The sequence below is a fragment of the Lysobacter sp. Soil_N_23 genome, from assembly GCF_057656135.1.
Genome location: NZ_JBDGKY010000001.1, coordinates 73,079 through 97,176 on the forward strand (window position 1 = coordinate 73,079; position 24,098 = coordinate 97,176).

General features: G+C 67.2%; 19 protein-coding genes. 11 read left to right on the forward strand and 8 right to left on the reverse strand.

Going from position 1 to position 24,098, the window contains the following annotated elements; all coding sequences use genetic code 11:
* The first annotated feature begins 132 nt into the window (after positions 1 to 132).
* From AC3A3X_RS00340 to AC3A3X_RS00350, 3 genes are all read left to right on the forward strand, one after another.
* Positions 133 to 2,958: a TonB-dependent receptor gene (locus AC3A3X_RS00340; protein WP_487581076.1), complete on the forward strand. Its 2,826-nt coding sequence runs from the start codon at positions 133 to 135 to the stop codon at positions 2,956 to 2,958.
* Between the two features lie 221 nt (positions 2,959 to 3,179).
* Entirely contained in the window at positions 3,180 to 4,532 is a 1,353-nt protein-coding gene (locus AC3A3X_RS00345) for a pectate lyase family protein (RefSeq protein ID WP_487581077.1), read from the forward strand.
* Positions 4,533 to 4,559: 27 nt separating this feature from the next.
* The gene (locus AC3A3X_RS00350) at positions 4,560 to 5,696 is read left to right on the forward strand and encodes a pectinesterase family protein (protein ID WP_487581078.1); all 1,137 of its coding nucleotides are present in this window, start codon (positions 4,560 to 4,562) and stop codon (positions 5,694 to 5,696) included.
* An 81-nt stretch (positions 5,697 to 5,777) separates the two neighbouring features.
* On the opposite strand, the gene AC3A3X_RS00355 is transcribed toward AC3A3X_RS00350, so the two are convergent.
* The 3 genes from AC3A3X_RS00355 to AC3A3X_RS00365 all read right to left on the reverse strand — a co-directional run bounded on the left by AC3A3X_RS00355 (position 5,778) and on the right by AC3A3X_RS00365 (position 8,310).
* A complete protein-coding gene (locus AC3A3X_RS00355; protein ID WP_487581079.1) occupies positions 5,778 to 6,467 on the reverse strand; it encodes a nucleotidyl transferase AbiEii/AbiGii toxin family protein in 690 nt (229 codons plus the stop codon).
* A complete protein-coding gene (locus AC3A3X_RS00360; RefSeq protein ID WP_487581080.1) occupies positions 6,460 to 6,891 on the reverse strand; it encodes a helix-turn-helix domain-containing protein in 432 nt (143 codons plus the stop codon). The genes AC3A3X_RS00355 and AC3A3X_RS00360 overlap by 8 nt, the downstream gene beginning before the upstream one ends.
* A 171-nt stretch (positions 6,892 to 7,062) precedes the next feature.
* Positions 7,063 to 8,310, reverse strand: coding sequence for a pectate lyase family protein (locus tag AC3A3X_RS00365; protein WP_487581081.1), 1,248 nt, complete (start codon positions 8,308 to 8,310; stop codon positions 7,063 to 7,065).
* 256 nt (positions 8,311 to 8,566) lie between these two features.
* Between AC3A3X_RS00365 and AC3A3X_RS00370 the strand changes: the two genes are divergently transcribed.
* From AC3A3X_RS00370 to AC3A3X_RS00405, 8 genes are all read left to right on the forward strand, one after another.
* Positions 8,567 to 9,412 (forward strand): 2-keto-4-pentenoate hydratase, encoded by an 846-nt coding sequence (locus AC3A3X_RS00370; RefSeq protein ID WP_487581082.1) that lies wholly within the window; start codon positions 8,567 to 8,569, stop codon positions 9,410 to 9,412.
* Positions 9,409 to 10,413, forward strand: coding sequence for a TRAP transporter substrate-binding protein (locus tag AC3A3X_RS00375; RefSeq protein WP_487581083.1), 1,005 nt, complete (start codon positions 9,409 to 9,411; stop codon positions 10,411 to 10,413). The genes AC3A3X_RS00370 and AC3A3X_RS00375 overlap by 4 nt, the downstream gene beginning before the upstream one ends.
* Before the next feature lie 9 nt (positions 10,414 to 10,422).
* Positions 10,423 to 10,980, forward strand: a complete 558-nt coding sequence (locus tag AC3A3X_RS00380) for a TRAP transporter small permease (protein WP_487581084.1) — start codon at positions 10,423 to 10,425, stop codon at positions 10,978 to 10,980.
* Complete coding sequence (locus tag AC3A3X_RS00385; RefSeq protein ID WP_487581085.1) at positions 10,980 to 12,260, forward strand: TRAP transporter large permease; 1,281 nt, start codon at positions 10,980 to 10,982, stop codon at positions 12,258 to 12,260. Before AC3A3X_RS00380 ends, AC3A3X_RS00385 begins: the two co-directional genes overlap by 1 nt.
* Positions 12,261 to 12,412: 152 nt before the next feature.
* Positions 12,413 to 13,429 (forward strand): LacI family DNA-binding transcriptional regulator, encoded by a 1,017-nt coding sequence (locus tag AC3A3X_RS00390; RefSeq protein ID WP_487581340.1) that lies wholly within the window; start codon positions 12,413 to 12,415, stop codon positions 13,427 to 13,429.
* 220 nt (positions 13,430 to 13,649) lie between these two features.
* Positions 13,650 to 14,495, forward strand: coding sequence for a 5-dehydro-4-deoxy-D-glucuronate isomerase (kduI, locus tag AC3A3X_RS00395; RefSeq protein WP_487581086.1), 846 nt, complete (start codon positions 13,650 to 13,652; stop codon positions 14,493 to 14,495).
* 8 nt (positions 14,496 to 14,503) lie between these two features.
* Complete coding sequence (gene kduD / locus AC3A3X_RS00400; protein ID WP_487581087.1) at positions 14,504 to 15,262, forward strand: 2-dehydro-3-deoxy-D-gluconate 5-dehydrogenase KduD; 759 nt, start codon at positions 14,504 to 14,506, stop codon at positions 15,260 to 15,262.
* 28 nt (positions 15,263 to 15,290) lie between these two features.
* The gene (locus tag AC3A3X_RS00405; protein WP_487581088.1) at positions 15,291 to 15,722 is read left to right on the forward strand and encodes a cupin domain-containing protein; all 432 of its coding nucleotides are present in this window, start codon (positions 15,291 to 15,293) and stop codon (positions 15,720 to 15,722) included.
* A 71-nt stretch (positions 15,723 to 15,793) separates the two neighbouring features.
* Here AC3A3X_RS00405 and AC3A3X_RS00410 read toward each other — a convergent pair whose 3' ends face one another.
* The 5 genes from AC3A3X_RS00410 to AC3A3X_RS00430 form a co-directional block, all read right to left on the reverse strand.
* Entirely contained in the window at positions 15,794 to 16,483 is a 690-nt protein-coding gene (locus AC3A3X_RS00410; protein WP_487581089.1) for a phospholipase D-like domain-containing protein, read from the reverse strand.
* Between the two features lie 11 nt (positions 16,484 to 16,494).
* Entirely contained in the window at positions 16,495 to 17,592 is a 1,098-nt protein-coding gene (locus AC3A3X_RS00415; protein WP_487581090.1) for a toxic anion resistance protein, read from the reverse strand.
* Entirely contained in the window at positions 17,589 to 18,362 is a 774-nt protein-coding gene (locus AC3A3X_RS00420; RefSeq protein WP_487581091.1) for a hypothetical protein, read from the reverse strand. Before AC3A3X_RS00420 ends, AC3A3X_RS00415 begins: the two co-directional genes overlap by 4 nt.
* Positions 18,359 to 23,689, reverse strand: coding sequence for a DNA repair ATPase (locus AC3A3X_RS00425; protein WP_487581092.1), 5,331 nt, complete (start codon positions 23,687 to 23,689; stop codon positions 18,359 to 18,361). Before AC3A3X_RS00425 ends, AC3A3X_RS00420 begins: the two co-directional genes overlap by 4 nt.
* 101 nt (positions 23,690 to 23,790) lie before the next feature.
* On the reverse strand, positions 23,791 to 24,051 hold the full coding sequence (locus tag AC3A3X_RS00430; RefSeq protein ID WP_386702933.1) for a hypothetical protein: 261 nt from the start codon (positions 24,049 to 24,051) through the stop codon (positions 23,791 to 23,793).
* Between the last annotated feature and the right edge of the window lie 47 nt (positions 24,052 to 24,098).

A 24,098-nucleotide genomic window follows, 5' to 3' on the forward strand; every position in this document is an offset into this window, starting at 1 on the left:
TGCCAAGCGCTGTCCCTTTTGCTAGGGTTTTGACCATCGGTGTCATTTGCACCGCGGGATCACCATAGCAAGCGCTGCAAGCCAGTCAACAAGCACCTTACAAGCTGTATTCGTCATATGGGAGGGGAACCTATGCAATTTCAGCGTGCCACTAAAAAGACACCGGTTACCTTATTGGCGGCCTCGATAGGCCTGGCACTCCAGATGGCGGCGCTGAGCGCGCTTGCCCAGGATGCGTCACCGTCCAATAGCACCGCCGCGCCGGCCGAAGCCGTCGCCAATACTGCCGCAGCGCAACGCCAGGAGGCGACCGATCTCGACACGGTCGTCGTCACCGGCTTCCGCGGCAGCCTGGAAAAGGCCCTGGACAAGAAGCGCAGCGAGATTGGCGTGGTCGATGCCATCGTCGCCGAGGACATCGCCGACTTCCCGGACCTCAACCTCGCCGAATCGCTGCAGCGCATTCCGGGCGTGTCGATCGCGCGTGATGCCGGCGAAGGCCGTCAGATCTCGGTGCGCGGCCTCGACAGCCAGTTCACCCGCGTGCGCATCAACGGCATGGAGGCGCTGACCACCACCGGCGGCACCGACAGTTCCGGCGGCGCCAACCGCGGCCGCGGCTTCGACTTCAACGTGTTCGCCTCCGAGCTGTTCAACAGCATCACCGTGCGCAAGACCGCCTCGGCCGAAATCGAGGAAGGCGCGCTCGGCGCCACCGTCGACCTGCAGACCGCGCGTCCGTTCGACTACGACGGCTTCACCTTCGTCACCGGTGCGCAGCTGGGTTACAACGACCTGGCCGGGGATCTCGATCCGCGCGCCACTATGCTGATGAGCAACACCTGGTTCGACAACAAGTTCGGCGCGCTGATGTCGGTCGCCTACACCAAGCGCCGCCTGGTCGAGGAAGGCCACAGCACGGTGCGCTGGGATCCGGGCAACGCCAACGGCGGCTTCTCGGGCACGCCGGCCGCCGAAAGCGCGACCGTGTTCCATCCGCGCATCCCGCGCTACGGCGTGCTCGAGCACGAGCAGGAGCGACTTGGCGTGACTGCGTCGCTGCAGTTCGACCCCAGCGACAAGACCTCGCTGGGCCTGGACGTGATGTACGCCGACCTCGATGCCACGCGCACGGAGAACTTCCTCAACGGCCTGTCGTTCAGCCGTGGCGGTGCGGCCGGCAAGTCGGAGACGGTGGTGGTCGACAGCGCCATCGATGGTCGCGGCAACCTGGTGTACGGCCAGTTCAACAACGTCGACGTGCGTTCGGAAGCGCGCTACGACGAACTCGAGACCAAGTTCACCCAGTTCAATTTCTACGCCGACCATGAACTGACCGACGACTTCAGCCTGAACTTCGAGGCCGGTCGCGCCAAGTCCGAGTTCGACAACCCGATCCAGACCACCATCACGATCGACAAGCTCAATGCGCAGGGCTACGTCTACGACTACCGTGGCGACAACCGCCTGCCGGTGATCACCAACGGCTTCGACGTCAACGACCCGTCGCAGTGGTCCTTCGTCAATGGCACCAGCGCGGTACCGGGCTCGGAAATCCGCCTGCGTCCGCAATTCGCCGACAACACCATCGACAACGCCCAGCTCGGCTTTGCCTGGCAGCTGACGGACGCCTTCCGCCTCAAGGCCGGCGGTCAGTTCAAGGAGTACACGTTCGATACGCGCGAGGAACGTCGTGCCTCCGAACTGATCGTGCCCGGGCTTCCGGCCGGCACCACCCTGGCCGACCTGACCAGACAGATCGGACTGGAGGACATCTCCAACGTCGGCGACAGCACCTGGCTGATCCCGGACATCGATGCGTTCAACCGTGCCTTCAACATCTACAGCAATGAAGGCATCTTCGCGGTCAGCGACCGCGTAGCGGCCGTGCTGGGCAACAACCGCAGCGTGGTCGAACGCGACCAGGGCTTCTTCATCCAGGCCGACTTCAACACCCAGATCGGCAGCATGCCGCTGAGCGGCAACGTCGGTGTGCGCCAGGTCGACACGAAGCAGACCTCCACCGGCTTCTCCACTCCGGCCAGCGGGCCGGCGCAGCAGATTACGGTGTCGCGCAGCTACGACGACACACTGCCGTCGTTCAACCTGGTCGCCGACGTCACGCCGGACTTCCTGGTCCGCCTGGCGGCATCGAAGGTGATGGCGCGCCCGGGCCTGGGCAACCTCACCCCTGGCGTCACCGTCAACGTCAGCGGCGGAAACCGCGTCGTCACCGGTGGCAATCCGTTGCTGGATCCGTTCCGGGCCACGACCGCGGACCTGAGCTTCGAGTGGTACTTCGCCGAGGAATCGCTGCTGGCGCTGGGCCTGTTCTACAAGGACATCGACACCTTCGTCCTGACCTCGCGCGAGACCCGTCCGTACTCCACCTCCGGCCTGCCGGAGAGCCTGCTGGTCGGCACCGGCGCCACGGTCAACGACGACTTCCAGTTCAATGTCCCGATCAACAGCAAGGGCGGTCCGCTCAAGGGCCTGGAGTTCACCTACCAGCAGCCGTTCGTGTTCCTGCCGGGCTTCTGGAGCGATTTCGGTGTGCAGCTCAACTACACCTACGTCGACTCCAAGATCCAGTACGTGACCTCGACCGGCGCGCCGTCGCTGCGCACCGACCTGACCGGTCTGTCGAAGAACGCCTACAACGCCACGCTCTACTACGAAGGCGACAAGTTCAGCGCGCGCGTCTCGGCGGCCTACCGCGACGACTACCTGACCACGGTGCCGGGCCGCAACGGCAACGACGTGGAAGGCACGGCCGAAACGCTTACCTTCGACATGTCGGCCTCGTACAAGATCAACGATCACTTCGAACTGACGCTGGAAGGCCTGAACCTGACCGACGAGTTCCAGGACCAGTGGGTGGATTCGATCGGCGATCGCGCCTCGGTCTACCACCACACCGGTCGCCAGTACTTCCTGGGCGCCCGCTACAAGTTCTGATGCGAGTTTGAAGCCCCTCTCCCGCTTGCGGGAGAGGGGTTGGGGTGAGGGCAGCTTTTTCGGCACCGCAAAGAGCTGCCCTCATCCGCCCTTCGGGCACCTTCTCCCGCCAGCGGGAGAAGGGATCACCACCGCAGTCGCATGTCGTGTCCCACCAGCGGACGCCGTGCCGCCTCCGCTGCCGACGTCCGCTCCGTCCACACCACGAAGGAGCGGTACCGATGAGCACTCGCCAGTCCGTCCTGCTGTCCGCACTGTTGTTGGCCCTGTCCGCCCCGGGCGCGATCGCTGCGCCGCCGCTTCCTCTTGAACGCCAGACCCTGCCCGCCAATGACGGCTGGGCATCGCTGCCCACCGCGGCATTGCCGCAGGGCACCACCGGTGGCTCGGCCGCGGATGTCGTCCGCGTCCACGACGTCAGCGACCGCAATGCGCTGGTCGCCGCGCTGGCCTTTCCCGATCCCACACCGAAGATCATCCGCATCACCGGCATGATCGACGCCAATGTCGACGACGCCGGCCATGCACTGAGCTGCACCGACTACGCGCGACCGGATCCGCAGACCGCAACGCCCTACTCGCTCGATGCCTTCCTCGCCGCCTACGACCCGGCGGTGTGGGGGCGCGTCAATCCCAGCGGGCCGCTCGAGCGCGCGCGCGTGGCCTCGGCCGCGGCGCAGCAGGCGCGCGTGCGCATCCGCGTGCCCGCCAACACCACCCTCGTCGGCGTCGGTCGCGGCGCCGGCCTGCGCGGCGGTTGGGTCGACATCCGCCCGAGCAGCACCAGCGGCAACCAGCCGATGAACGTGATCGTGCGCAACCTCAGTTTCGTCGACACCTACGATTGCTTCCCGCAGTGGGCGCCGACCGACGGCGCCGAAGGCAACTGGAACTCGCTGTACGACGCGATCTCGGTGCGCAACTCGACCCATGTCTGGATCGACCACAACGCCTTCCTCGACATCGACACAGCCGACAGCACCCTGCCGACCTATTTCGGCCGGCTCTACCAGGTGCATGACGGATTGGTCGACGTGACCAACGAATCGGACCTGGTCACGGTGTCCTGGAACCTGCTGGCCAACCACGACAAGGCGATGCTGTTCGGTTCGTCCGACAGTGCCGTGGCCGATCGTGGCAAGCTGCGCGTGACGCTGCACCACAACCTGTTCCACGACCTCGGCCAGCGCGTGCCGCGCGTGCGCTACGGCCAGGTCCACGTCTACAACAACCAGTACAGCTTGACCCGCGACGGTGCGCAGACCTACGGTTACAGCTGGGGCGCCGGCATCGAGGGGCAGATTCATGCCCAGAACAACCATTTCCTGATGCCCGTCGCGGTTACGCCGGACGTTTTCGTGGAACGCTTCAATGGCACCGCGCTGCACGCCCGGGGGACGCTGCTGAACGGGCTGACCCGTTTCAGCGAAGTCGATGTGGTCGCCGCCTTCAACGCGACCAGCACCACACCGCTTGATCCGAACGTCGCATGGACGCCGACGCTGTACCGGCGCATCGATCCGACCTGGTCGGTGCCGTTGACGGTGATCCTGGGGACAGGTCCGTACAAGTAGGCACGAACCGTTGGGGAGCGGAGCTTGATGCGCAACTACTTCAGGAACCATGACGTGTGGATGCAACGGCGACGCCTGCTGCAGGCGTCGCTGGCCGCCTCGGTGGCGACCGTGTCACCGCTTCGCGCCGCAGCCACCGCCCCACCGTTCGATGCCGTCGTCGCGCGCACGCCCCATCCGGGCGTGCGCACGTTCGCCAGCGTCGGCGAGGCGATCGCCGCGGCGCCGGCGGACGGACGCTCGCCGTTCCGCATCCTCATCACGCGCGGGCGCTGGCACGAGAAGCTGGTGGTCGACCGGCCCTGGATCCATCTCGTCGGTGAGGACCGCAGCGCCAGCGTGCTCAGCTTCGACGCGGCCGCCGGCATGAAGCGCCCGGACGGCGAGCCCTGGGGCACCTGGGGCTGCGCCAGCGTGACCGTGCGCGCGCCGGATTTCCGCGTGCAGCGCCTGGCGATCGAGAACACGTTCGACTATGTCGGCAACCTCGCCGCGCCGAAGTTCGAGCCCATCGGACCCAATGGGGCGCAGGCGGTGGCTCTCATGCTCGATGCCGGCGCGGACCGCTGCCTGTTCGAGGATGTCGATCTCATTGGCCACCAGGACACGCTGTTCGCCGATGCCGGGCGCAGCCTGTTCCGCAACTGCCGGATCAGCGGCAGTGTCGACTTCGTCTTCGGCAGCGGCAACGCGTTGTTCGAGGACTGCGGCCTGCATTCGCGCTTCCGTCCCGGCAAGGACCGCCAGGGTTACATGGCGGTGCCATCCACGCTGGCCTCGCAGGCCTACGGACTGACATTCGCGCGCTGCCGCCTCAGCCGCGATCCGCAGATCCCCGACGGCAGCGTCGCGCTCGGGCGCGCATGGCGGCCAGGGCGCACATTCGCCGACGGCAAGTACGGCGACCCGGATGCACTGGGTGCCGCGGTGTATCTGTCGTGCTGGATGGACGGGCATATCGACGCCAGGGGTTGGGACGCGATGGGCTACACCGCGCGCGACGGCCAGCGCGTGATGCTCGAGCCGGCGCTCGCGCGCCTGTTCGAGCACGACAGCCGCGGTCCCGGCGCGCATGCATCGGCCGACCGTCGCCAGCTCGATTCCCGCCAGTTGGCCCTGTACGTACGCGAGCGCGTGTTGTCCGGCTGGCAACCCCCTCCCTGACGCCGTTTGCATTGAGCCGGAGCAGAGACCTCGTCATCCCGGCGAACGCCGGGATCCAGTGTCGAAGCGCCAAGGCATCAGTCACTTCGACCGCTGGCGCTCGGAGTTGACTGCTTCGATGATGTCGTTGGCCAGATCTGCCTTCATGTCCATTGTCTGCAAGCACCGTGTCAGATACTCGCGGTCGTCCAGCATCGTGACGCATCGGCCAAAGTAGTCATGCAAGGCGCTGCCGTAGGCTTGCTCGCCCTTGAGCCACGCCGCTTCGGGAATCGGCCCCCACGCCCGGATCATCATGGCCAGATCGATGAGGTCCCGACTCATCGTCGCGCGATCCAGTCCCCGGTCCGTGTTCGCGAGCAGCTTCTCCGCGTACATGTCGTCGCGTGAGAGCACCGGCACGCGCAGGTTCGGGTCCATGGCGCCGTCCAGGCCAATACGCCCTTCGAGTACGAACTCCACCTTGACCGGAGCGTTGTCGATCTCCAGATAGGTGGAAATCTTGTCGCGGTCCGTGCGCACGTCGCGTCGACGTTGAATGGGCGTGGTCAGGATCGCGCCCAGTGTGGGCGGTGTGATGGCGCTACGGAGCAGTCGGTAGCCGTCCCGGTCCGCGCACAGGAAATCGATGTCTACAGACTCGCGGTATTCGCCCAGTGCCAGCACGATGGCGGTGCCACCGCCAAAGTAGCAATTCGCCCTGGCCAGCAAGTCGCTGTCCAGCGCGTGCAGGATCTGCAGGACGCGTTGGTGATGGGGGCGCTTAAACATGCAGTACTCCGCCGCCGTGCGTGGCAACCAGATGCTGGAGCAACGCCCGCTCGTGTGCTGGCATCTCCCGCTCGTCAACCAGATGCCAGTTGCGTTCGTACAAGGCCAACGCCTCGGTCTCGCTCACCCAGGCCTCGCCGATTCGATTCCAGGCCAGCCTTCTGAGCTGAGGGTAGTCGTCCAGGCAAATGCGCTTGGGCCGAACGGTTACCTCGAGCCCCAGCGCCGCAAGAGCGGAAAGGTATGTCCCGACCGCAACACCTGGCTTCCCCTGCTCGAGCTCAATCAGCTTTTGCCTGTGTATCCCGGCTTTGGCCGCCAACTCTGCCTGCGTCAATCGGGCAGCGCGGCGCGCCTCGCGCAAGGCCGGGCCCAGGCCTTGAGGGGTCGTTTGGCCCGCGATACGGGTGGGAGTCCTGCGCATGGGCGCACTATACGGGCCAAAGATCCGCGTGTCACGAATTCAAGACATTGCCGAAATACCCGGAAGCCCCCCCGGCTCGCCATCACCGAAGGCCACCGCGCCATGCGCGGTGGCCGGGGACCGGAGGGGATCAGGCCGGGTAGCGGCCAGGGAGAGCAGCCGGCCCGCTCCTTACTTCAACGGCGCACGCCGCGGCAGCGGCTTCAACGGCTCCATCGTGTCCAGATCCCAATCGGCAGGCACGAACGCCTGTGTCGTGGCCTCCTGCTTGGGATACCCACCGACCTCCTCCTGGCTGTCGATGATCCGCCCCCGCCCTTCGATCGTGTCGGCGAGGATCCGGCGATCGACGTCGTCGCGGTCCCACGGCCGCGCACCGGCATTGGCGATCACCGCATCCTGCACCTGCGTCGACGGCAGCACGGTCACGCCGAACGGCAACGCCGGTGGCCGCTTGAGCGCGTCGACCTTGATAGTGGTAGTGGTGTAGCGGCCCTGTTGCGGCAACGGCGCGCCGAGGCGATCCACGGCAAGGTTGTCGTCCAGGTAGACATCGACATCGCCGGAACCGCCGACGCTGAAGAACGCCACGTCCTCGGTCGAGATGCCGGCGCGCATGACATTGCCGCGCGCGATCACCTGCCCGCGCGAGTACGGATGACCCAGCCATTCCTCGGCGATCAGGTTGTAGTGCATGCCGCGCTGGCCGGGGTCGTAGATCAGGTTGTTGACCACCTGGCCGCGCGCGCCGCCCTTGAACAGCGGGTTGCGCTCGTAGTTGTGCGCGTAGAGGTTGCCGATGATCAGCACGTCGTTGACGTGGTCGTGGATCAGCGAGCCCTTGGAATGCTCGCCCTTGGCATGGGTGGCATTGGCCAGGCCTTCGGCGATGATGTTGTTGCTGTAGGTGATGCGGCGCGAGGCGGCATCCATCCATTCCTTCTCGCTCTCGCCGAAGAAGCGCGTGCTCGATGCCGACAGGTTCTCGTCGGTGGCCCAGGTCAGCGAGCAGTGGTCGACGATCACGTCGCGCGCGCCGCGCACGGTGGTGATGGCGTCGATGTCGCCCGACCACTTGGGCTTGTTGCCATCGCCCGGGCGCATGCGGATGTGGCGTATCACCACGTCATGGGTGGCGATGGTCAGGCCACCCTTGATGAAGGTGATGCCGGGCTGCGGTGCGGTCTGGCCGGCAATGGTCAGGTAGGGCTCGGTGATGCGCAGTTCCTTCATGCCCAGGTCGATCACGCCGCCCACCTCGAACACGACGATGCGCGGGCCGCTTGCCGCCAGCGCCTCGGCGAACGAGCCGGGGCCTGAGGCCTCCAGCGTGGTCACGCGGAGGATCCGGCCGCCGCGGCCGCCCGGCGTATGCGCGGCCCAGCCCTGCGCGCCGGGGAAGGCCAGCGTGGAAGTCATGGCGTCTGTCCTTTGGGACACGGCCGGGGCCGGAGCCGCGCGCGTCGTTTCCGCCGCCAGACCCGGGCCGGCCATCGCCAGGGCCACTGCGGTGACCGCAAATCCACGCCCAATCCCCTGAAAAACGCGCCCCTTACCCATCGTCCCCATCCGTGCCTCTCCCCGAGTCGTGTTCCGAGTGTAGGCCCCGATTGTCAATGACACCGGTTTCCTATACAACTCCATCAAGAGACATCACCAGGGGAAATCGCACCGCATGGACAGACTCGCGCCGGAAGAGGACAACGCCGACAGCGCCGCAATCGCGCAACGGCTGGTCGCGGCGCGGCGCCAGGCGGTGGCGCTGCCGGACTACCCCGGCACTCTGCCGGCGACGCTCGACCAGGGCTACGCGGTCCAGGATCACGCCATCGCGCTGTGGGGACGGCCGGTGGTGGGCTGGAAGGTCGGCCGCATTCCGGCCGACTGGGAAGCGCGCCTGGGCGAGGAGCGCCTGGTCGGCCCGATCTTCGAAGGTGCGGTCCAGGTCCCTGCCGACGGCGTCGGCAAGTTCGCGGTGATCACCGGCGGCTTTGCCGCGGTCGAGGCCGAGTACGTCTTCCGCCTGCGCGCCGATGCGCCTGTCGACAAGACCACTTTCAGCGAAGCCGAAGCCGCAACGCTGGTCGATGCGCTGTTGATCGGTGTCGAGCTGGCCGGCAGCCCGCTGCCGCTGATCAACGTGCTGGGCCCGCCGATCGTGGTCTCGGACTTCGGCAACAACACCGGGCTGGTCCTCGGCGCCGAAGTGCCCGACTGGCAGGCCGTGGACAGCGCGCGACTGCGCTGCGAAACCTTCATTGACGGTGCGTCGGTCGGCAGCGGCGGCGCCGACTCGATTCCGGGCGGCCTGCTTGCCGCACTCGCATTCGCCCTTTCGCGCTGCGCCAGCCGCGGCTACCCGCTCAAGGCCGGCATGCTGGTCACCACCGGCGCGGCGACCGGCATCCACGACATCCTCGCCGGGCAGGACTCGCGCATCAGCTTCGGCAGCTGGGGCGAACTGACGTGCAGCACGACCACCGCCATCGACGAGAGCACCACGATCGAGGGCCGCGCATGATCCAGCGACGCCGCTTCCTTGCCGGCATGGCTGCTGCTTGCGGCGCCTCGGTGCTGCCGGTGCTGGGCGCCAGCCCTGATGTTCCCAGCTCCGATGTCAGGATCCTCACCGCCACCGACGTCCACGTGAAGGACTACCCGACCGTTGCCGCCGTGCAATGGATCGGCAAGCAGCTCGAACAGGAAACCGGCGGCCGCCTGCGGCTACGCGTGTACCACTCCGGCCAGCTCGGCCGCGAGTCGGAGGCCATCGACATGGCCCGCTTCGGCGCGATCGACATCACCCGCGTCTATTCCGGCGCGCTCAACAACGCCTTCCCGCTGACCCAGGCGCTGTCGCTGCCGTATGTCTTCGATTCGGTGCCGCACCTGCGCGCGGCACTCGACGGCAAGGTCGGCGCGACCGTGCTGCAGGGCTTCGAGAAGCGCGACCTGGTCGGCCTGGCGATCTACGACTGCGGCGCGCGCTGCTTCTACAACGTGCGCCGCCCGATCCGCGAGCCGGCCGACATGCACGGCCTCAAGTTCCGCGTGCCGGCCTCGGACATCTTCATGCGGATGATCCGCCTGCTCGGCGGCAACCCGACACCGCTGGCCTACGGCGAAGTGTTCTCGGCACTGCAGACGCACCTGATCGACGGCGCCGAGAACAACCTGCGCAGCTTCCACTCCAGCCGCCAGTTCGAGGCCGCGCACTACTGGTCGCAGACCGAGCATTCCTACTCGCCGGACGTGCTGCTGATCTCGCGTCGCAGCCTGGATTCGCTGCAGCCGCGCGACCGCGCCCTGCTGCTCGACATCTCGCGCGCGTCGGTGGCGGTGATGCGCAAGCTGTGGGACGAGTCGGAAGCCACGGCACGCCAGGAACTGATCGCCGCCAATGTCCGCATGAACGACTGCGACCTGGGCGCATTCCGCCAGGCCGTGGCGCCACTGCTGGCCGACTACCACCGCGAACCGGCGATCGAAGCGCTGTACCGCGAAATCCGTTCACTGGCCTGAGGCATGACGATGGCAGAAGCTCCCATTGCAATTGCGCCGGACGTCGATGCCGAGCACGCCGACAGCCAGACGGAACACGGCCCGCGCACCTGGCTCGATCGCGTTGCCAGTGTCGCCACCGGCGTCGCCGGCGTCGCCCTGGTCGGCATGGTCGCGGTGCAGGCGCTGCAGGTGTTCGCGCGCTACGTGCTCAACGATTCACCGGGCTGGACCGAGCCGGTCGCACTGCTGCTGCTCAACACCGCGATGAGCTTCGGCGCGGCCGCCGGCGTACACCGCGGCTCCCATTTCGGCTTCTTCATCCTTGTGCATTGGGCGCCGCCGGCCGTGCGCAAGGTGATGCTGTCGATAACGAACCTGGTGATCGCCGGTATTGGTTTTGTGCTTGCACTATGGGGCGGCGAGCTGCTGCTCGACGGCATCGACATCCCCATGGCGGGCGCGCCGATGCCGCAGAGCGCGGTGTACGCGCCGATGTCCATCGCCGGTGCGTTGATGGTCCTGTTTGCCCTGCAGCGCCTGGTCGCGGTCATCACCACGCCCGCTGCTTCGATGCGGAGTAAATGATGGAAGTCACCGTCCTGTTCGTCGTGTTCGGCGTGCTGCTCATCATTGGCGTGCCGGTCGCGTTCTCTCTCGCCTCCGCCGCGCTGGCGACGCTGCTCTACATCGGCCTGCCGCCGATCGTGATGGTGCAGCAGACCGCCGCCGGTGCCGGCTCGGCCTCGCTGATCGCCATTCCGCTCTTCATCTTCGCCGGCGAGATTATGCTGCGCGGCGGCATTTCCGAGCGCCTGATCGGCCTGGCGTCTTCGCTGGTCGGCCACCTGCGTGGCGGCCTGGGCCAGGTCAGCGTGCTGTCGTCGCTGTTCTTCGGCGGCGTGTCGGGTTCCGCGATTGCCGACGTGTCGGCGATCGGCAGCGCGATGATCCCGCAGATGGTGCGCCGCGGCTTCGACCGCGACTTCGCCGTCAACGTCACCATGACCGCGGCGATGGTCGCGCTGCTGGTGCCGCCCTCGCACAACCTGATCCTGTACTCGGCCTCCGCCGGCGGCAGCATCTCCATTGCCGACCTGTTCGCCGCAGGCATCCTGCCGGCGCTGCTGATGACGGCCACGCTGATGGTCACCTGCTGGATCATCGCCCGCCGCCGCGGCTACGCCATCGAGGCGTTCCCCGGTTTCGGCGTGGTGCTGCGGCGCCTGGTTGCGGCGGCGCCGGGGCTGCTGCTGGTCGCACTGATCTTCGTCGGCATCCGCGCCGGCATCTTCACCGCGGTCGAGAGCGCGGCCATCGCGGTGGTCTACGCCCTGCTGGTGACGGCGCTGATCTATCGCAACCTGAGCTGGCGCGATTTCCTCGAGACCGTCACCGGGGCGGCGCGCACCACCGGCATGATCCTGTTCGTGATCGCCTCGGCGGCCTCGTTCGGCTGGCTGCTCGCCTACCTCCAGGTGCCGTCGGCCGCGGTCGACGGGCTGACCAGCATCACCACCGACAAGAACCTGCTGCTGTTGCTGATGATCCTGATCCTGCTGGTGCTGGGCACCTTCATGGACCTGGCGCCGATGATCATCATCTGCACCCCGATCTTCCTGCCGCTGGCCAAGGCGATAGGCGTGGACCCTGTGCATTTCGGCGTGATCCTGATCCTCAAGGGCGGCATCAGCCTGATCTCGCCGCCGCTGGGGTCGGTGCTGTTCGTCGGTACCGCGATCGGCAAGATCAGCATCGGCGACACCCTCAAGACGATCTGGCCGTTCTGGCTGGCGGCCTTCGCAGTGCTGCTGGTGGTGACCTTCGTGCCGCAGCTGTCGCTGTGGCTGCCGGCAATGATGAAGTGAAGCGGCGTGGCCCCGGCAACCGCCGCTGCCGCGCCGGCGGCGGCTAGAATGGGCCAACCCACGGGCTGCCCATGACCGACACCACCTCCCGACCCCGCCGCCGCGTCCGCACCACCACGGCCACCGCCACGGCGGCGCCGTCGGAGCCGGTGATGCTGGCGGGCAAGGCGACGATCAACGACATCGCCCGCCTCACCGGCGTGTCGAAGAAGACCGTGTCGCGGGTGATCAACGATTCGCCGCTGGTGCATCCGGAGACGCGCGAGAAGGTCCTGGCGCTGATGAAGCAGCTGGGCTACTCGCCCGACCCGCAGGCACGCGGCCTGGCGTTCCGGCGCTCGTTCCTGATCGGCCTGGTCTACGACAACCCGACCGCGCAGTTCATCGTCAACATGCAGTACGGCGCGCTGGATGCGTTGCGCGACTCCGGCTACGAGCTGGTCGTGCACCCGTGCGACAGCTCGAAAGAGGACTACATCGACGGTGTGCGGCGTTTCGCCCAGCAGCAGAAGCTGCATGGCGTGATCCTGATCCCGCGCGTGTCCGAGGACGAGCAGCTGGCGACCGCCTTGCGCGAGATCGGCGTGCGCTACGTGCGCATCGCCTCGATCCCGCTCGACCAGGCCAGCAACATGGTGGTCACCCACGACCGCCGCGCCGGCACGGAAGCGGCCAATTACCTGGAATCGCTCGGCCACCGCACGCTCGGCCTGATCACCGGCCCGCGGCGTTACCGGTCGACCATCGAGCGCGGCGGCGGATTCCTTGCAGGCCTGGCAGAGCGCGGCATCGAGCTGTCGCCGGACTACATGTTCGAAGGCGGTTACACCTTCGAATCCGGCGTCGCCGGCGCGGAGTACCTGCTGGCCAAGTCGCCGCGGCCGACCGCGATCTTCGCCTGCAACGACGAAATGGCCGCCGGCGTGTACAAGGCGGCGATGCGCCGCGGCCTGTCGATCCCCGGCGACCTGTCGGTGGTCGGCTACGACGACAGCCCACTAGCCTCGCAGCTGTGGCCGGCGCTGACCACGATCCACTCGCCGATCCGCGACCTCGGCCGCCAGGCGGCGCAGATGCTGCTGGCCAACGAGGCCGCCGCACCGGCGGTACCGCGGACGGTAACGCCGCAGCTGGTCGTGCGCGATTCGAGCCAGCGGCCGAAGGCCTGACCACCCCATCCGCTCCCTTTGTAGGAGCGAGCTTGCTCGCGACCGGGGCGTTTCAGGCTCCACACAGGCGACCCCTGCGCTAGACGCCTGATCGCGAGCAAGCTCGCTCCTACGGTTCGGCGGCGCTTTTGACACCGGTTACCAAAACCCCGCTATCATCGCCAGATCATCCCGCCGCGCGCCTGCTGGCACCCGGCAAACAGCACGTTTCGGAGGCCCGATGTTCCGCAAGACCTACCACGCCACCCACCCCGACATGATGGACGGGGCCAGCAACGACCAGCTGCGCGAGCGCTACCTGATCCAGGACCTGTTCGTCGCCGGGCAAGTCGTCCTCAACTACTCGCACAACGAGCGCTTCGTGATCGGCGGCGCCGCCCCGACCACCGCGCCGGTCGCCCTGCCCGCGCAGACCGAGCCGGCCTCGGCCGCCGGCCAGCCGTTCCTGCAGCGTCGCGAGCTGGGCGTGGTCAACGTCGGCAGCGGCACCGGTACGGTCACCGTCGACGGCACCGCCTACACGCTCGAGCCCAAGGACGGCCTGTACGTGCCGATGGGCAGCGAGAAAGTGGAGTTTGCTTCGAGCGATGCCGCCAATCCGGCCAAGTTCTACCTCGCCTCGACGCCGGCACACACGCGCTTTGAAACCAAGCACATCTCGATCTCGCAGGCTGTGCCGCTCGAGCGCGGTTCGCTGGAGACCTCCAACGAGCGCACGATCTACCAGTACATCGTCCCGGCCACGTGCAAGTCGTGCCAGCTGCTGCTCGGCCTGACCATCCTCAAGACCGGCAGCGTCTGGAACACCATGCCGCCGCACCTGCACGACCGCCGCTCGGAGGTCTATTTCTACTTCGACCTGGGCAGCGAACGCGTCATGCACTTCATGGGCGAGCCGGCTGACATGCGCCACATCGTCATCGCCAACGACGAGGCCGTGGTGTCGCCGCCGTGGTCGATCCACATGGGCTCGGGCACCAAGAACTACTGCTTCATCTGGGCGATGGGCGGCGAGAACCTCGACTACACCGACATGAACCAGCTCGACATCTGCCAGCTCAAGTAAGGGGACGCATGGGCACGGAAATCTTCAACCTGCAGGGCAAGGTCGCCGTCGTCACCGGTGCCAACACCGGCCTGGGCCAGGGCATCGCCCTGGCGCTGGCGCAGGCCGGCGCCGACATCGCCGCGGCCGGCACTTCGGCGCCGACCGAGACCGGCGAGAAGGTGCGTGCCCTGGGCCGCCGCTTCATCGCGATCGAGGCCAACCTGTCGAGCCTGGAGCCGGTCGAGCGGATCGTGCGCGAGACCGTCGACGGACTCGGCGGCCTCGACATCCTGGTCAATAACGCCGGCATGATCCGCCGCGCCGATGCGGTCGATTTCAGCGAGCAGGACTGGGACGACGTCATGAACGTCAACCTCAAGTCGGCGTTCTTCCTCGCCCAGGCGGCCGGCCGGCACATGATCGGCCAGGGCAGCGGCAAGATCATCAACATCGCCTCGATGCTGTCGTTCCAGGGCGGCATCCGCGTGCCGTCGTATGCGGCCAGCAAGAGCGGCATCGCCGGCATCACGCGGCTGCTGGCCAACGAATGGGCGAGCAAGGGACTGAACGTCAACGCGATCGCGCCGGGGTACATGGCCACCAACAACACCTCGCAGTTGCGTGCGGACGAGGATCGCAATGCGCAGATCCTCGGCCGCATCCCGGCCGGGCGCTGGGGTGAACCGTCGGACCTGGGTGGCGCGGCGGTGTTCCTGGCCTCGCGTGCTTCGGACTACGTCAACGGTGCGATCATCCCGGTCGACGGCGGCTGGCTGGCGCGCTGATCAAGCGGACTGGATGTCGGAGGCGACGATGCGTGCACACACCTTCAACGTGATCACCCTCGTCGCTGCGCTCGCCTGCGGCACCGCTGCCGCCGGCGAACCGCGCCGCGACTCCTACGTCGAGCAGGCGCGCGACATCGCGGTGCAGCAGCCCGGCCCGCACGAGGGCCAGGGCACGACCACCGCCTACCCGTTCTTCGCCGACGCGGCCGACTTCGACCTGATCTTCCGCCAGCGCGCCCTGCACCCGGGCGCGACCATCGGCGAGCATCGCAACGACAAGGACGAGATCTACTACGTCCTGTCCGGCCGCGGCGAACTGCTGCTCGACGGCAAGCGCCGCGAGGTCGGGCCCGGTGACGCGGTCCTCACGCGCAACGGCAGTACGCACGCCCTGGCCCAACGTGGCAAGGACGACCTGGTGATCATCGTCGCGTACCGCAAGCGCGAAGCACCGTGACGTAGGAGCGAGCTTGCTCGCGACCCGCGTCCGCAGCACCCGACTCGCGACGTTCGCGAGCAAGCTCGCTCCTACAATGGCCCGAAGCGGCTCCAGAGCTCCTCGAACTGGCCGCCGAAACAGCGCACCAGATAGCCGTCGCGACTGACCACCAGGTTCTCCTGGTTCGACGAGCTCGCGCTTCGCGTCCAGTTGAAGCTGCCGTTGGCCAGCTGCTCGCCGTCGAACAACGCGAACTTGTGGTGCATGTGGAACGGCGTGTCGTCGATGCGCACCTCGATGCCGGCGGCGGCGAGCTGTGGCACGTCGCTGCCGCTGTCGAAGCGCTTGTCGTTGTCGCTGATGATGCGCACCTTCACGCCACGACGGTGGGCAGCCAGCAGTTCGTCGGTGAGGCGGTCGTCGGCGATGGTGTAGACGCACACATCGATCGCGCGCCTGCTGCCCCGGCACAGCTCGCGCAGCTTGCGCAGGCAGCTGTCACCCGGGGTGAAGAACGCGGTGGTGCCGGCGGCGGCGGTGACAAAGGACAGGTCCAGCGTCTTGACCACCTGTTCGAGCCAGCGCAGCGCATCGAGCACCTTGGCCGGATCGGCCTGCATCATCTCCCGGGCCATGTCGAAGGCGCGGTTGCGCAGGTAGCGGATGCGCTCGGCGTCGATCCGCGCGCCCAGCTCGCGCAGTTCGAAGCGCTCCTCGTTGTCGAGGTTGAGGTCGGTCGCGTAGTCGCGCAGGGTCCGGTCGAGCTGGGTGAAATCCATGTCGGCCCCGGTCAGCGCGTTTCGACGGTCGGTGCGGCCAGGCGCTTTTGCACGTCGTCGCGCATCTTCGCCAGTTCGACTTCGGCCTGGCGGCGCTTCTCGATGCCTTCGCGGTGGATCGCGCGCACGTCCTCGACGGTCTGGATCAGGCGGTCGTGGACGAACTGCAGCGTCTCCACGTCGATCACGCCGCGCTGGTTGGCCTTGGCTGTCGCCACCGAGTTCTGGTGCAGCAGGTCGGCGTTGCTGCGCAGCATCTCGTTGGTGGCATCGTCGATGGCGGTGGCCAGCTCGACTGCGCCTTTCTGCTCCTGCAGCGACAGTTGGATGGCGAAGCTGCGCTTCCAGGCGGGGATGGTGATGTCGCGGACCGCGGTGAACTTCTCGATCAGCTGGATCGCGTTGGCCTGGATGATGCGGATCATCGGCAGGGTCTGGTCGGCCGAGTGCTGCAGCAACCCGAGGTCGCCGACGCGCTTGTCGAGCAGGCGGGTGGCGGTATCGAGTTCGGCGCGACGCGTGCGCGACTGCGGGTCCTCCGCCCCCTCCAGGCCGCGACGCTCCTGATCGAGCGCAGCCAGGCGCAGCTTGCCGGCGGCCACGTGCAGGGCCAGCTCGTGGCGCTCCTCGCGGACGATCTCGTGCATGCGGTCGAAGTCACGGACCCGCGCGGCGAGGTCGTCCTGCTGGCGCGAGACATCGCCCATCAGCTGTTCGATCTGCTGGTTGGTGTTGCTGAACTTCTGCACCAGCTCACCCTTGGACGAGCGCAGACGATCGATCAGCGGGCCGACGAAGGGCAGCTTCGAGCGCCGGCCAAGCTTCTGCAGGTTCAGCGTGCGGGCAATGCGCACCACTTCGCCGAGCTTGCTGCCGGTCGCGTCGAGGTCGCGATTGCGGACCTGGTCGAGCAACTGGCTGGAGAACTGCGTGGTCCGCGTCGCCGCCTCGCTGCCAAAACCCTGCAGGCCGGCAGGTGCGACATCCTGCAGCGACTTGCCGATCTCGGCGATGCGGCCGTTGTCGGCCGAGGTCAGGCCCAGGGCCAGCAGAGCGGCCTCGTCGAGCGCAGGTGGTGAAGTCACGACTTCCGTGGCGGACGTGTTCATGGCAAAGGCTCCTTGGGTGCGGCAGCGGTTTCGGTGTGTTGCGGCGGAAGCGCTTCAGTGGATTGATGCAGTGACGCCAGCCCGACGCGCAGCTCGCGCTGCAACTGACTGAAGCGATCGGGCCCTGCATCGGAGCGTAACTGGGTGCCGGCCGCGCTGGCCGCCGCGTGCTGCCGCCAGAGCGGCACGAGCACGTCGCTCACCTGCTCATGGCGGTCGATCAGGCGACGGGCGTGATCGCGCACCATGGCCACGTGCGCGAGCGTGGCCGTCCAGGAGGCGGCGATCAGGTCCAGGTGAACGAGTCGGCGCAGCGACCGGTCATCCACAGGCGCGGAAGCGCGGGCATCGTTGACGGTCGCATCCAGCAGTCCCAGCTGACGCTGCAGACCGTCGGCTGCGGCCTGCAGTTTCGCCAGCTGTGCTGCCAGCTCGACGGCAAGCACCTGCGCGGACGACAGTGCGACGCGCACCCGCTGCTCGACCGGGTCAACCTGCGCCTGCGCGACGAGATCGCGACCAATCAGCAGCCCCAGCCAGCCGGCGCGACGACGCGTGCGTGCCGGATCGGTGCTGTCCAGCGCAGCGACCACGGCATCGAGCTGTTCCAGCAGCGACGCGGTCGGCAGGCCCTGGATCAGCGTGGTGATCGCATCCAGGTCAGCCTGCGCGACGAGCGCCGCGCCCAGGCCCTGGACGGCAAACGGACCGCCGTCCGCGACCTCGCGCGGCTCCGGGCTGGAATCGCTGCCGGCCTGGCGGGATGTCATCGCGGCGGCCAGACGCCCTGGCCGTTGTCGCCGAGGTTCTGCAGCGCCTCGTCGAGCGGCTTCTCGACCGGCGTCGGCCGATGCTGCTTTCGACCGGTCGCCGCGGGTTTGGTCCGCGTCACGATGTCCTCGCGGAAGACGTTGGCCAGATGCAGTACCGCGGCGTTGATCTTCTCCTGCTGGTCGTGGCTGGAGCGGATCGCCTCCAGCAACGGCGCGATCGCCTCCCGCATCGCCTCCGGCAGTGCGTCGGGCAATGACGATGCCCGCGGCGCGGTGTCAGGCGCACGGCGCTGTTCGGCCACGCGCTGCAGCAATGCGAGCACTTCGTGCCATGGCGCCGGCTCGCTTGCCGGCGCAGGCGGTGGCGCGACCTCTTTGGCCTGACCCATCGCCTGCAATCCGCCGGCGATGTCGGCCAGCTGCGCGACCACGCGGCCACCGACATCGGCATCGTCGGAGCCCATCGCCTTGTTGCGCAGGAAATCGCGCTTGATCTGCGCCCAGCGTGCGGCATCGTCGGCACTCATCGCGCCGCGAAGTTCCGCCAGACGCAACAGGTTCTCCTCGGCGCCGGTGGTCAGCAGCTGCGCTTCGCCCAGGTAGTGGTCGCCGATGAGTTGTTGCAGCTCGGCCTCGTTCATCACCGGCGAGATCTTCTCGGCCAGCTTGTTCATGTTGCGATAGCTGCCCTGCAGCTTGAATGGCGGCTCGGTGCGGTACTTGTCGGACTGCGCGGCGCTGGCGATGTATTGCTGGTTGACGCGGTAGACCACGTCGCGGACCTGCATCAGGCGCTGCAGCGTGCCGACGATCTCGTTGACCTCGGCGCCGCTGTAGGCATGGGACAGGCCATTGAGCGAGACCTCCTTGCCGCGGGCCTTGTCGACCAGCAGATACAGGTCCGCCATCTCGCGCGTGGCCAGCGGCGCCAGCACCGGATTGGAAGTCAGGCTGTTCTCGATGTAGCTCAGCGTGAACGAATCCTCCATGCCACCCAGCACGTCACCAAGGTTGTAGATGTCGGCGCGGTTGGCGAGCATGTCCGGGATCTTGAAGACCTCGCCGGATTCGGTGTACGGGTTGCCGGCCATGACCACGCAGAACTTCTTGCCGCGCAGGTCGTAGGTCCGGGCCTGGCCCTTCCACACGCCCTCGATGCGGCGCGTGCCGTCGCACAGCGAAATGAACTTCTGCAGGAACTCCGGATGGGTGTGCTGGATGTCGTCGACATACAGCATCACGTTGTTGCCCATCTCCAGCGCCAGATTGACCTTCTCCAGCTCCTGCCGCGAGGTCGCGTCCGGCGCCTGTGCCGGATCGATGCTGCGGACCTCGTGGCCGAGCGCAGGACCGTTGATCTTCATGAAGATCAGGCCAAGACGATGGGCGACGTACTCCATCAGCGTCGTCTTACCGTAGCCCGGCGGCGAGATCATCATCAGCAGGCCCATCAGGTCGCTGCGCTTGTTCTCGCCGACCGAACCCATCTGCTTGGCGAGGTTGTCGCCGATGACGGGCAGGTAGACGTCGTTGATCAGGCGGTTGCGCACGAACGAGGTCAGCGGGCGCGGCTGGAACTCGCCTAGGCGCAGCGCCTCGCGCTCGCGCGTGACGATCTCGTGGCGCAGTGCCTGGTAGCGGCGGAAACGCGGCAGTACTTCGCGGTGATGGCCACGCAGTCGCGACATCAGCTCGTCGATGGCCAGTGTCATGCGGCCACCGACGATGCGCGGGTGTTCCCCCAGCAAGCCCTCGACCGTCGCGTGCAGCACCGCATCGCTGTCGCGTCGCTGCAGCTGCCCTTCGGTGGCCAGGAACGCCGCGGCTTCGGCTGCGTAGGATGCCAGCGCGGCAAAGGCGGGATCGGCGCACAGGCCTTCGAGCCAATGCATCGCGTGCAGCCAGCGCACGGCCGGACGACCCTCGAGCTGGGCCATGGAACGCTTGAACGCGTCCTGCATGCCGGCGACGCTGATGCGGCCTTCGAGCGCGGACAGCAACTCGCGGGCATGGCGCGACAGCACCAGTCCTGCCCCGGGCGCGGCCAGCTCGTCCATCAGGTAATCGGCGGCTTCCGGCACGCGTGCCGCGTCGAATGCCAGCGCGGTCTGCTGCAGGTAGGCGGCGATCTCGCCCGCAATCTCCGCCTGCAACGCGTCCAGCCCGGTACGGGTTCCGAACATCGCGGCGATTGCCCGGGCACTGGCGATGCGCTCGGACCACTCGCCTGCCACTGCGTCCCTGCCGTGCGCGGCCCAGAACATCGCCGCCAGCGCACGTGGCAGCGGAGCGTGAATCAGCGTTCCCGCTGCGGCGCGCTGGCCGAGCATCGTCCGCAGGATCAGCACGGCATCGTGGTCGTGGATGCCGCGCTCGTAGCCGTCGCGGTAGCGCGGTGCGGCGAAGTCGCGCACCGTGCGCGACAGCGCTTCGATATCGCCCAGTTGGCGCTGCAGCAGGTCGAACGTCAGACCTTCGCTCCCGGCATCGGTGGCCTCCAGCACCTGCCCGGCCAGATACTCGCCGCGGTACAGCGAAGGCGATTCCGACTCCAGGCCGGTGTTCCAGAATTCGCGGAACGAGTTCAGCTCCTCGCTGCGCAGCGGCTCCATGAAGTCGGTGCCGGTGAGATGCAGCGCTAGTTCGTCGCCGCGCGGCAGCAGGGTCAGGTCGAGCGGCTGGCCGTTGACGCTGAAGCGGTGGCGCCCAAGCTTGATGACATTGCCGCCGTCTTCAAACAGGTCGCTGCGGTCGCGCAGCGCGCGCACGGCCTGGTCGCGCGCGGCCTTGAGCCGCGCTTCGACATCGTCGGCCTTGACGCTGTCCCTGTAGCCGCGCAGGCGCTGCGCCAGTTCGCGGATCTTGAGGATCAGCGGATCGCCGGCGAAGAAGGCATTGAGCTGGTCGGCACTGGTGAACTTTTCCGCGCGCCGGCCCAGGCCTTCGAGGATGCGGTTGGCGGCATCGAGCACCGACTGCGCCTTGCGCTGCCGGTCGTCGAGCAACGACTGCTTGTGCGCCTCGAAGGTGTCCAGCAGCTCCTCGCGCTTGGCGAGGATGTCGCCGAGGAACTGCTCATGCTCGCCGAACTGGCTCTCCAGCTCCTCCAGCTGGACCATCAGGCGCGAAAGCTGCTCGTCGGCCTTCTCCGGATCGCCGGCCAGTCCGAGCGCGCTGGTGATCGACTGGCCGAACAAAGTGAACTGTGCGCCGAACTGGGCCACGGCCTCGGCCGAGCCCAGGGTCTTGCGGCGCTGCTCGGCGCGGGCACGTGCCTGGTTGAGCCGGGCGTAGATGGTCGAGATCGATTCGACCACGCGCGTGCGCTGGCTGGCATCGTCGACCTTCAGGCCCGCCATCAGCTCCGACAGCATGTCCAGGTCGGTCGAAATCGCCTGCAGTGCTTGCAGCTGCGTCGCCAGCTCGCGCGCGGTCGAGGACTTCTGCGCCGCCGCGTCGAGCTCGGCCACACGCGCCGCATAGGGCTGCAGCGACTTGTCGCTGCCCAGGAATTCACCCGTGGCGGCACCGACACGTTCGTGCGCGGCCTGCAGATCCACGCCCATCGCGTCGATGGTGGCGGTGTCGATATAGCGGTTTTCGCGGATGGTCAGCAGGTGACCGCGCAGGCGGCCGATCTCGCCGAGCGCATCGACGAACTCCTGCACCTGCGTCCAGTTCTCCGGCAACAGCCGCGCCAGCAGCGCCTTGTGCTCTGCGCGCGCCTTGGCCATCGCCGCATCGGACTGGCGACGGATGCTCTCGACCTTCTCGAACTCGCCGAGCACCGACTCGCCGGTGGCGGTGATCTCGCGCAGCAGGCTGGCCACGCCGTCGCAGTTGCAGTCGTCGAGCCAGTGGTGGGCGTCGAACAGGCGTCTGGCGTTGTCGGTCAGCAGCTGGTAGCGCTGCACCGACACCTCCTGGCTCTCGATCTCCCGGCCAAGGTGAAAGAGGTTGGAGATGCCGCGGACCAGCTCGGCATTGCCGATGCGGCCCATGAAGCTGGTGCCCGGCGGGCGCTGCGCGGCGAACTCCTCGCTGACGAATGGCGTGCGCCAGACCTGCATCGGGTGGATGCGGGTGGCGCCGTCGCCCTCGGCGTTGAACAGCACCATCCGGCCGTCGGGCAGTACCGCGTGGCCGTGGCCGAACAGCGGGTTCTGCAGTTTGCGCTGGATCATGTTGTAGACGAACAGCGCCGAGCGGCCCTGTTCGTGCTCGTAGAACGCGTACATCACGTCCTCGCCGTTGGGCGAGCGAATGGCGCGCTGGAACTGCATGCCGTCCATGCTGGCGTCGAACGACTTGTGCTCGCCGCTGCGCAGGTAATAGCCGCCCGGGAAGATGATGCCGTGGTCCTCGGGCAACTGGACGCACGCCTGGACGATGGCGTCGTTGCGGATCACCTTGCCGGTCAGGGTGTTGTAGACCAGGCCACGCCAGGTGGTCTCGCGGTACGGCAGCACCTTGAGCAGGATCAGCGAGCCGACCCTGGCGAAATCGAAGGTGGCGTCGTCGAGCGACTGGGTCTTGTCGTCGACCGGCTCGGAGAAGATTCCCTGCCCGGTCTCGGTGTTGTTCTCCACCTTGAGCGTGAGGTCGCCGCCGGTGGTCTCGACGAAGAGGGTGTCGAGGATGTTGAGGTGGACGAAGCGGCCGTTGACCATGTGCTCGCGCGTGGCGCGGGTCCACTCGAAGTCGAACGGCGGTGGCAGCACCAGGTCGCGCTCGCCGCGCGCATCGATGTAGGTCAGCTCGCCCTGGTTGGAGATCGCCCAGCGGAACACCCGCACGTCGGTGCTGCGCTCGCCGATCTGGAACGAGGCCAGCAGCTTGCTGCCTGCCACGTCCAGCTGCAGCAGGCGGGCGTTCTTGTAATAGGCATAGAGCTCGTTGAAGTCGCGCACGAACGCGGCATCGCCGAGGAAGCTGCTGGCGTGTTCGACCGCGACGACGTCGAAGCCGTCCGCGCTCTCGACCAGCCGGTACAGCCCGAACACGTCCTCGACCCGGGTCGTGGTCTTGAGGCCGATGAAGACGTTGTAGCCGAACAGCAGTTGGTCGCCGACCGGGACGATGTCGCGGCCGATGCAGTTGTTCTCGGTGCGGATGCGCAGGCGGCCGATCACTTCCAGCGCGCTGTCGCCGAACTCCTGCAGGCGACGCCGGTTGAGTCCATCGGCGGTCTGTCGCAGTCGTTCGCCCTGTTCGGCAAGGCGGCGGCTGAGCACTTCGTAGGCGCCACCCTCGGCGACGGCCGTATCGACCGGGCCGGCTGCGGCGGCGGTGCCTTCCTGATTGGCTGTGATGGCCTGCGACATCGTTCTACCTCGCCCGATCCGGGGCGCTTGGAGGGTGACTGCGTGGGTTCAACCGCGCCGGCCGGCGACCTGCATGCGCAGGCGCCGGCCGTTGCAGGCGATCAGGCCGTCTCGGGCATCTTGATGCCGTACTTGCTGGCGATACCGGCCAGCTGCGCCTTCATTGCCGCATCGATCTCGTCCGGGCGGATGCGGGCGATGATGTTGCCCAGCACGCGCAGCTCGTTCGGGTCGGTCACGCCGTCGCGCTCGGCGATGGCGATGATCTTGGCCAGCTCGGTCGCATCCAGGCGGCCGTCGTTGCCGAAGCACTGCACGGACTGGAAGGCCATCTCGAGGAAGTCGCGATTCTCTTTGCTCATGTCTCGGGTCTCGTTCGGTAAGGGTGGAATATCAGGCTTCGGCCGGC